This is a genomic window from Helicobacter didelphidarum, assembly GCF_003364195.1.
Taxonomy (GTDB): domain Bacteria; phylum Campylobacterota; class Campylobacteria; order Campylobacterales; family Helicobacteraceae; genus Helicobacter_A; species Helicobacter_A didelphidarum.
Window position 1 is genome coordinate 21,618 of record NZ_NXLQ01000024.1, and the last position, 10,001, is coordinate 31,618.

Sequence of the window (10,001 nt, forward strand, 5' to 3'; positions counted from 1 at the left end):
TAAAGTCTATTCATTTAACTCATTCCCCCATATATAATCTATTTTTATCCATTCTTTTTTGTAGTTTTTGTGTTCGTTTTTACTATATACCATTTTATTAGGACAAATGACAATTTTTTGTGGATTTTGATTAAGATAAGCTGCCCACCAGCTAAAAGTGGAATTTGCTATAATATTGTGTTGGCAGGTCTTCATTAGTTCCATTTCAAAAGCAGCCTGTCCCTCACCGTTATTATCAACAAATTCAAAAGTAAAATCTTGTATGAGATGAGAATCTAAAGATGATAATAAATGATTTTTACACCATTCTATGTCATTACTAAAAACAAAAATATGTGCTTTGGAAACACGTTTCTTTAGTGCCCTTAGCGCACCATTATAATATCCGCTACCCAGATGAATAAAATAATTCACAGATTCTAAATAATCACCTCGTCTAATATGTAAAGACACGGAATCTTTCGTATTTACAATACGATTTTTTGTTGCAAGATTTTTAGAGTCTAATGGAATCTTCAGCGTAAAATCTTGCAATAAAATGTCCCTAAACTCATCAAAATAGTATAAATTGATAAAATAACCACGAAAGTAGGAGTTTTTATTGAACAGGGTTTGCCCCCCCCCCCCATTGTTACAGCTTCAGAAGCAGTATTGATTTTTTCCAATAGTTTATTGTTTTCAGTAATAAAATATTTGTAGGTTTCTATTTTATATCTATATCTTTTAGGAATTAAGGTTCTTAGAATTTTGCAAAAACGTTTATTGCTCACCATAATAAAATAATAAAAAACATCATTTTTTATAAAGAATTGCTTCATATCATTTTGATTTAAAATATCTAAAGCAATGTTAAAAAACATTAACTCAAAGTTTCGCATATTTTTTTGGTCTTCTTTGGAAACTATTATTTTGTTGGGGCTAGATTTTGAAATATTACCATAAGGTGTAGTGTCTAATTGCACTTTTTCTTTTAATTTAAGGCTTAAAACTTTAGCAAAAGCGTATTGAAACATTTGATTTCCGAGACCACTACTTATCATAACAACCATGATTCCAACCTTAATTAATGATAAATATCATAAAATTAGTAATATAAAAACAGCGAATAATATCTAATAAAAATTAATTTTTACTAAATGATGTGCAAAATTTACATAACAAACAAAATGTATCATTTGCAATAGCGACAATGTGGGCTATTATTTTACGACAGAGTTTGAAGGTGAAGTGGCAAAGCTTTTGGATAAATCCATATATCATAAATGTAAAGAATGCGGTTTTACATTTTCTAAGACACTTTTTGAAATGGATTATGAGGCTTGGAGCAAGCTCAATCTCGATACGCATACTTATTGGGAGCTTATGTCAAAGAATAATTTGGATTACTCAGTTAAACAATTAATGTTGTTTCTTGCTACAATCACACAATATTATTAATAGTGAGGAAATATGCAAATTAGCGATATTCTTGAAAAATTGCAAAGTAATCACAATTTACGCACGCTTACAAGCTTACGACGAGAAGGACTTTATGTCTTTCATGAGAATCATAAAATGCTTAATTTCGCAGGAAATGATTACCTTAATCTAGCAGATGATACAAATCTAAAACAAGAATTCTTATCACATATACATTCGCACAATTTCTTTTTTTCAAGTTCATCATCTCGCAGTTTGAGCGGAAATTTTGAAATTTATAATATGTTAGAATCTTTTCTTGCCAATTTTTTTACAAATAAAGAATGTTTATTGTTCAATAGTGGTTATCATCTTAATGTTTCTTGTATTAGTGCATTAAGCAATTTACCAAATACTTTATTTCTTGCAGATAAATTAATTCATGCGAGTATGATTGATGGATTGTTATGTGGCAATGCAAGATTCAAACGTTTTGCACACAATGATATGGAAGAGTTAGAGAATCTTTTAGAATCTTATGCAAATGATTATGAGAGAATAATTATCCTCACTGAAGCACTTTTTAGTATGGATGGGGATTTTGCACATATCAAACAGATTGTGAAACTTAAACAATCTTATCAAAATGTTTTCCTTTATGTTGATGAAGCACATAGTGTGGGAGCGATTGGTGTAGATGGGTTGGGGTTATTAAAAGATATGGGAATAGATTATGAAATTGATTTTATCATTTTTACATTTGGTAAAGCAATCGCATCTGTTGGTGCGTGTGTTCTATGTGCAAATGAATATAAAGACTTTTTTATTAATAAAGCACGAGGATTAATTTATTCAACAGCATTACCCCCAATTAATATCGCTTTTAGTGCATTTATTCTTAGCAAGATTCTCTCTTTTCAGAAAAAAAGAGAGAATTTAAAAAAGATTTCTCACCTCTTTAAATCATGTCTTTTAAGTAGGGGTATCGAGTCACTTGGAGAAGCACATATTGTTTCACTCATTATAGGCGATAATGAAAAAGCAATACAATTTGCAAAAGGATTGATGGAAAGAGGATTCTATGCGCCAGCAATACGAGAGCCTAGTGTGCCAAAAGGTAAAGAAAGGATACGTTTTTCACTTAATAGTGATTTAAAAAAGGAGCAAATTTTAGACCTCCAAAAAGCAATCTTAGAATCTATAAAATAAAAAAATTATTTTATCTTTATTTTTATAATTGCATTCATGGCTTTATGTTTTTTAATGAGATAATTGTATTAAGGTGTTATTTAAATTTTCTTTGTATTTTAGATTGAAAAATTTGTAAGCTCATATTAGATTTATCTAAACAATTAACCATATACAATTTGAGAATCTTAATAAATCCTCTCTCTATTTTCCAATATAAATTAATATAAAGATAATGCAAGGTTTGTATTGTTCCCTTTTGTGATATAAAAAATTTAGGTTATGTTGTTTTCGCTTTAAAATATTTGTTTTCTAAAAATACATAAATATTTAATAAAATCAAAGGTTTAGATAAAGAATCTCGAATATTATCACAAGGGGTAAAAATGAATCTCCAACAAATCTCCAATGAACTTCGTATGTTATGTGCTGATATGGTGCAAGTTGCAAATAGCGGACATCCGGGTGCACCAATGGGATTAGCAGATATTGCTATTGTGCTTGCAAAGCATATTATAATCAATCCGAAAGAAAGCTCATGGATTAATCGTGATAGACTTGTTTTTAGTGGCGGACACGCAAGTGCTTTGCTTTATTCTATGTTGCATTTATGGGGTTATGATATAAATTTACAGGATTTAAAAAATTTTCGTAAGTTAGATTCTAAAACACCTGGACATCCTGAATATCTTCACACACACGGAGTAGAGATTACCACTGGACCATTGGGGCAGGGCATAGCAAACGCTGTGGGTTTTGCAATGGCAAGCAAACGAGCTTCTTATCTGTTGGGAAAAGGTATTATTAACCATAAAGTATATTGTTTTTGTGGAGATGGCGACCTTGAGGAAGGTATTAGTTATGAGGCTTGTTCGCTTGCTGGACTTCATAGGTTATCAAATTTAGTCCTGCTTTATGATAGCAATAACATTAGTATTGAAGGTAATGTTGATATTGCTTTTAACGAAAAAATTCGCATGAGATTTGAGTCACAAGGGTTTTATGTGCAAGAGATTGATGGGCATGATTTTCAAGTAATTGAATCTGCCTTACAAAATATTAGTAATTCTCAACCAAATATCATTGTTGCGACAACAAAGATTGCGAAAAATGCTTATAAGTTGGAGGGTAGTCATAATGCACATGGTGCACCACTAGGTGAAGAAATTATTGCAAAAACAAAAGAAAATTTAGGCTTAGGACAAGAAAAGTTTTTTATTAGTGAGGATTTACTCTCTTACTTTCGTGAAAATGCAAAAAAAGGAGAACAGAAATATCTTGCATGGCAAAAAAACTTAGAATCTTGTGTAATAAGTCCCCAAATATTAGAATCTTTAGGTCTAGATTCTAAACAAGAATATAAGGCAAAAGATTTACTTCGATTACTTTTACAAAAAGATTTTAGTGAAGTTCTCTATCCAACTTTTATGCAACAAAGAGGAGAATACAAAAATGCTACTTTAAACTATAAAGATTCTATTGCAACGCGTTCAAGTAATGGCAAAATCTTAAATGCCATTGCAAAAGCAAATCCCGGATTCATTGGAGGAAGTGCAGATTTAGCCCCAAGCAATAATACAGCTATCATGCATTCAGGTGATTTTCCTTGCGGAGTAAATCTTCATTTTGGTGTGCGTGAACATGCTATGGGGGCAATCTCAAACGCATTTGCAAACTATGGAATCTTTATCCCTTATTGTGCAACATTTTTTGTTTTTAGTGATTATCTGTGTCCAAGTATTCGTGTAGCAAGTCTGATGAATGCACAAGTTTTTTATATTTTTACGCATGATTCTATTGGTGTTGGCGAAGATGGAGCGACACATCAACCAGTTGAACAATTAAGTCATTTGCGTGCAATGCCAAATTTATTAAATTGGCGTGTTGCTGATGCAAATGAAAATCTTTTTGCATGGCAGAATGCACTTTCTATAAAAAAACCTCAAAGTTTTATTCTTACACGTCAGAATCTACCATTAATAGAATCTTCACATAGCACAAAAGAAAATGTTGCAAAAGGTGGATATGTTATTTCATCTTCAAAATTAGATTCCACAAATCCATCTCTTACACTTGTAGCAAGCGGGAGTGAAGTAAGTTTAGCGATTGAAGCACAAATTATATTGGAGGATTTAGGGAGCAATATTGATTGGTTGTTAGAATCTTTGGAGGATTTACAATCTTACATGTCTTATGATTCTAATGATATGGAATCTAGGCAAAACAATCAAATTATTAAAAATAAAGGTATTGCACTGACAAAAGATTCTCTTACCTCATTTCTTGGCAATAAAAAGGGTATTTCTACGCAAGTGGTTTCGTTACCTTGTTTTGAGCTATTTTGCCAACAAAACGGATTATACTATCAAGAAGTTTTTAAAGATTCTAAAGTGTTGGGTATAGAGGCATTGCGCGGATTAGAGCTTTATACTTTCTGCGATGAGGTAATTACTATGCAAGGATTTGGAGCTAGTGGTAAAGGTGATTTGTTATTTAAACGATTTGGATTTAGTAAAGAAAATGTGATTTTACAGGCATTAAATCTCTTAAAAAATAATATTTGTTTGTAAAATATGGATATTCTGCCAATGAATTACAAGGGATATTTTTTTGGTAAGATTTATTAGGAATAAATCAAATATATCATTTTAAAGTAAAATTACTCAATAGCATAACATAATGAAAATTAGAGAATCTATGGAACTGGAATTGCTTTAATGATTTTTATTCCCATCATACATATTAAAGGTCATATATGCAAAATGAGGCATTCGAGATTCTCAAAGATTATAGCAATTTAGAAAGTTTTGGTTATCTCATTCTTTTTCTTTACTGTATGGGTGGTGGTTATGTCGCTATTATAAGTGCCGGTGTTTTATCCTCATTGGGTAAACTTGATTTATCTGTGAGCATAGCATTAGCTATTATTGGCAATACTCTTGGTAGTTCTCTCTTTGCTATTATTGCACGTGCGCAAAAAAAAGATATTATGAAAATGTTTAGCAAACATAGACGAAAAATAGCATACCTACAAATCATGGTAAAAAAGTATGATTGGGGTTTATTCTTGATAAGTAAGTTTCTGCATGGTGTAAGAACATTCGTGCCTTTGGCTGTGGGAATTAGTGCGTATAATATTATAAAATTCTTATTCATTAATTTTATTGGTGCAATCATTTGGGGGATTTCCTTAGGAATGCTTGGATATTATGCAAGTGGAATTTTTCTTGAAATTATTAAAATTTTATTACAATATCCTTATATGTTTCCCATTGTATTTATTGGTATTATTATTGCTGTTACATTTTTTTTATATATCAAGAAAAAATTAAAACAAAACACATTTATACATTCAATTCATGAAAATCAATGATAGAAACTGACTTTAAAGTGATAAAATGGTATTATTGTTTATTAGAAAATTATTTGTTCTCTAATTGTAAATAAACTTTATATAACTTTTAAAAAAGGAAAAAAATGGTTATTTCAATTTTATGTGGAGGAAGTGGCACAAGATTATGGCCATTATCAAGGGAACTTATGCCAAAACAATTTGCAAGGCTTATTGGCGAAGATTCTCTTTTTAAAATTGCTCTTGAACGCAATGCAAAGATTCTCGAAGAGAATGATACACTGCAAGCCATTATGAATGAAAAACACTATTTTCTTGCAATTGATGAAGCAAATAAGGCTAATATATCCATTCAATCATATATTTTAGAATCTTTCGCAAAAAATACCGCGACCGCACTTACCATCAGTGCATTACTTATTGCAAAAAATAATCCTGATGAAATAATCCTCACGCTTCCAAGCGATCATATTGTGCATGATGAAATCGCATATCAAGAATGTGTGAAACATGCCAAAGAGATTGCAAAAAATGACTTTATTGTAACATTCGGGATTGTTCCGACATATGCACATGTTGGTTATGGTTATATCCAAACAGATTCTCAACATTCAAAAAAAGAGAACTCAAAGGGATATAAAGTTATTGCATTTCATGAGAAACCGAGTAAAGAAAAAGCAAGAGGGTATGTAGAGAAAGGGAATTTCTATTGGAATAGTGGAATATTTTGCTACAAAGCCAGAGTATTACTTCAAGAAATGCAACAATATGAACCAGAAATTTATAAATCTTGCCTTGAAACATTTGAATATTCTTATGAACAAATGTGTAAAAATCAAAATATTAAAGGCGTAAATACTAAAGAATTTTTACGACTTGATAGGGTGCTAAGTCAAAAGATTCCAGAAAAAAGTATCGATTATGCCATCATGGAAAAAACAAAAAAATTGCAAATGATACAGGCTAATTTCGAGTGGAATGATGTTGGTAGTTTTGATTCTCTTGATGAAGAATGGCAAAAAGATTCAAATCAAAATGCGACAAAAAATACATTGGAGGCTATAAATTCTCACAACAATCTTATTTTATCGGATAAGATGGTTGCGACAATAGGGTTAGATGATTTTATTGTTGTGGATACTTATGATGCTCTACTTATAGCAAAAAAGGGACAAACTCAAGAAGTCAAAAAGATCGTAGATTTACTCAAAAAAGAAAATAATCCATTAATGCAGGTTCATAACCAAGCATTTCGACCATGGGGTAGTTATACTGTTTTGCAGGAACAACAAAACTATAAACTAAAGAGTATTGTTGTAAAGCCCAAACATAGATTAAGTCTTCAAAAACATTACCATCGCAATGAGCATTGGATTGTCGTAAGTGGGAGTGCAATTGTGCAAATTGGTGAAAGAGAAATTTTTTTACGACCAAATGAATCAACTTATATTCCTATGGGGGAAGCACATCGATTAACGAATCCGGGAAACATTGATCTTGTTATGATTGAAGTGCAAATTGGCGAATATTTAGGAGAAGATGATATTGTGCGTTTGGTTGATGATTATGCGAGAGAATGATATTATAACCACGCTTCAAGTATTATTGTATAGCTTTCTTTATTTACCATTTGATGAGAAGAAATAAAGTCCTCTAGAAATTTTAAATGGATATAAAAGCTCCGTAGGTTTGTCTAGATTCATGATTTTTATAAAGATATTGTGAAAAAGTAAAAACTAAATACAATTTATATCAAGAGAGATTTAGACAAAAAGGAGCAAAAGCAAAATTATTTTGAGAGTTAATCAAGATAATGAGACTTTATGAGATTATAGATATTAAGTTGTGATAATCTTGCATAGATTTGCTTATATCTTGCGACAACAAATGGAACTTTGATGAGGTATCTATGAATTTATTATTAGAAAATAAACCACAGGTTTATGTGATAACTTACAACAAGATTCTTGCTACTGATACATGTATAATAGTAATAAGATTTTTATAATGAAGATTCTTATTGATATATATATATATAAGAGATATTAAGAAATATATTGTGTGATGGATGTTTTTTAGTGTATTATAATTATAAAATATTTGGGTGAGATGGTCTTGATTAATATTTATAGAGTATTACAAGGCTTTACTCGAACTTTAATTCTAACTTTTTCATCATCTCCTTAGTCCAACCTTTAGGAGGGTTGTCTTTGGAGGGGTAGATTCTAGGATAAAATTCTACAAAAGTATTTTTATTATCCTTTAATTCAAAATAGTATTTCCCTAAGGGTGAGGGGAGATAAGTTTGAGTTGTGAGGTTATAGTTTGGAGAATGTTGCTCAAAGCCTTTATATTCTTTGATATTGTTGAGAATGTTGTTATATCTTTCTCTAAATCTATCATTGATAAAATTCACACCATAATAATCAATGAATCCTTCATATCCCTCGATATAACCGACAGCGTATTTGGTAGGGGCAATATTAGGATAATACATAAGCATCAAATATTCATCGCCATATTCTTTGAAATATGGATTTGGCATATACGCATATATTGTATCATAGTATTTTTTTTCTAGGTATTTTCTATATGCCCCTATATTAAAGAGTAAATTATTTTCCTCTTGAAGTATCCCACTATCATAAGGGATAAGAAATTCTCTTAAGCTCCACACCAAATATATATAAAACAATTCATCAAAATAAGCTATCTTGCTTTTGTATTTAGGATTTTTAGATGCGTATTCTATAGCTATAAATTGTTGTTCTTTGCTAGGAGAATATCCCTTTATATCAATGCCTACACTTGTCATATACACATTATTATTTACATAAGTAGATGATATGCCCAAATCTTTATTAATAGAATCTATATAGTCTTTTATAAATGTAGAGTTGAGCTTGTGTAGCTCTGTGAAATAGCTTATGATTTGCTCTTTTGTTAAAACTATATTTTTAGGACTTCTAAAATAGTAGTTTTTAAGGTATTTATAGCCTTCTGGGTCTATTGGTTTTGGTATCCAATATGATTGCGGATCGGGAAGTTCTGTTATAGGCTCCACTGGTCTAGTCATAGGATTAGGATTTACCTCATTGAGCCAAAAGGTATTTAATCCCTCAAAGCTAGTTTCACTAATCTTACTTGGGATATATTCTGGCACAAGATTGCCATTTTTGTTTTTCTTAAAAATGATTTTGCCTAGATAGAGGGTGGCACTCATATCGTTTATAATTTTGTCGATAGTAGCACGATAAAAACCCTCAAAATTCTCTGTCCTATCATCAGCACAGACAATGTTTGTCTCTATGCCTAGATAGATAGTCTTATCAGCTCTATCATTAAAGGTATATTTATCTATTCTTGGGGGATTTATTTTCATTTTTATCCTTTAGGGCAGTATAATTGCAATTTGTGTTTCAATATATCGCGGGTCTCGCTCATTTGGCTGAATCTCATAGGCATCTTGCTGACTTCCTATCAAGCAACCCACATTTTTTTCATCTGCATTATCACATATTTTATAAAAACTATCAAAAATAATGGGATAATTAATATAAAATTTATTTGAAAAATACACATAGGCTTTTAATCCTTTATCATTTGCCTTATAATATTTATCTATATAAAAGTGCCTTACTTCATGGAATATGGTTTTTACAACTTCTTTTAAATTGCTTAAATTATTTTCATTTATATGTATTTGATTGTTTTTGTAATATCCATAAGAATGCGGAGTGTTTCTATAAAAATGTATTTCATATTGCTTGTTTTGAGTGTCATATTGTAATTCTAATGGTAGAGAAAATTTTTTACATACTGCTTGTGTTAGTTCGTTTATAAAGTTTCTATTGCTTATGGTATTGTTTGTTTTAATTAAATTTTTATATTCATTTAATATGCTAACATTTGTTGTCAGAGAATCAGATTTTATCATATTTTTAATAATATCTATAAACCCATCTCTATCCTTCACATATTCCCCATTATCTTTTACACTCCCTATAAACTTCTCATCACTTACATCAAATCGATAATAGATATAGGCTATCTTTCCTGCAAG

General features: G+C 30.5%; 8 protein-coding genes and 1 pseudogene. 5 read left to right on the top strand and 4 right to left on the bottom strand.

The window, feature by feature from the left end:
• Positions 1–6: 6 nt before the first annotated feature.
• Together CQA53_RS08570 and CQA53_RS08575 are read right to left on the bottom strand one after the other, a co-directional pair.
• Entirely contained in the window at positions 7–609 is a 603-nt protein-coding gene (locus tag CQA53_RS08570; RefSeq protein WP_115543591.1) for an alpha-1,2-fucosyltransferase, read from the bottom strand.
• The gene (locus CQA53_RS08575; protein ID WP_115543592.1) at positions 516–1,049 is read right to left on the bottom strand and encodes an O-fucosyltransferase family protein; all 534 of its coding nucleotides are present in this window, start codon (positions 1,047–1,049) and stop codon (positions 516–518) included. Before CQA53_RS08575 ends, CQA53_RS08570 begins: the two co-directional genes overlap by 94 nt.
• Positions 1,050–1,191: 142 nt before the next feature.
• On the opposite strand from CQA53_RS08575, the gene CQA53_RS08580 reads away from it, so the two are divergent.
• From CQA53_RS08580 to CQA53_RS08600, 5 genes are all read left to right on the top strand, one after another.
• On the top strand, positions 1,192–1,437 hold the full coding sequence (locus CQA53_RS08580; protein ID WP_115543593.1) for a hypothetical protein: 246 nt from the start codon (positions 1,192–1,194) through the stop codon (positions 1,435–1,437).
• 12 nt (positions 1,438–1,449) lie between these two features.
• Positions 1,450–2,607, top strand: coding sequence for an aminotransferase class I/II-fold pyridoxal phosphate-dependent enzyme (locus CQA53_RS08585; protein ID WP_115543594.1), 1,158 nt, complete (start codon positions 1,450–1,452; stop codon positions 2,605–2,607).
• A 365-nt stretch (positions 2,608–2,972) separates the two neighbouring features.
• Positions 2,973–5,156: a transketolase family protein gene (locus CQA53_RS08590; RefSeq protein WP_245945809.1), complete on the top strand. Its 2,184-nt coding sequence runs from the start codon at positions 2,973–2,975 to the stop codon at positions 5,154–5,156.
• Positions 5,157–5,341: 185 nt separating this feature from the next.
• Entirely contained in the window at positions 5,342–5,959 is a 618-nt protein-coding gene (locus tag CQA53_RS08595; protein WP_115543595.1) for a DedA family protein, read from the top strand.
• A 104-nt stretch (positions 5,960–6,063) separates the two neighbouring features.
• On the top strand, positions 6,064–7,518 hold the full coding sequence (locus tag CQA53_RS08600; protein ID WP_115543596.1) for a mannose-1-phosphate guanylyltransferase/mannose-6-phosphate isomerase: 1,455 nt from the start codon (positions 6,064–6,066) through the stop codon (positions 7,516–7,518).
• Between the two features lie 566 nt (positions 7,519–8,084).
• On the opposite strand, the gene CQA53_RS08605 is transcribed toward CQA53_RS08600, so the two are convergent.
• The gene (locus CQA53_RS08605; RefSeq protein WP_115543597.1) at positions 8,085–9,320 is read right to left on the bottom strand and encodes a hypothetical protein; all 1,236 of its coding nucleotides are present in this window, start codon (positions 9,318–9,320) and stop codon (positions 8,085–8,087) included.
• A gap of 9 nt (positions 9,321–9,329) precedes the next feature.
• Positions 9,330–10,001 (bottom strand): annotated as a pseudogene (locus CQA53_RS12390) (hypothetical protein); the annotation flags it as partial.

Excerpts from the sequence above, each read along its gene's own strand:
- CQA53_RS08575 (WP_115543592.1), bottom strand. The coding sequence starts at position 1,049 with ATGGTTGTTATGATAAGTAGTGGTCTCGGAAATCAAATGTTTCAATAC.
- CQA53_RS08585 (WP_115543594.1), top strand. The coding sequence starts at position 1,450 with ATGCAAATTAGCGATATTCTTGAAAAATTGCAAAGTAATCACAATTTA.
- CQA53_RS08590 (WP_245945809.1), top strand. The coding sequence starts at position 2,973 with ATGAATCTCCAACAAATCTCCAATGAACTTCGTATGTTATGTGCTGAT.
- CQA53_RS08595 (WP_115543595.1), top strand. The coding sequence starts at position 5,342 with ATGCAAAATGAGGCATTCGAGATTCTCAAAGATTATAGCAATTTAGAA.
- CQA53_RS08600 (WP_115543596.1), top strand. The coding sequence starts at position 6,064 with ATGGTTATTTCAATTTTATGTGGAGGAAGTGGCACAAGATTATGGCCA.
- CQA53_RS08605 (WP_115543597.1), bottom strand. The coding sequence starts at position 9,320 with ATGAAAATAAATCCCCCAAGAATAGATAAATATACCTTTAATGATAGA.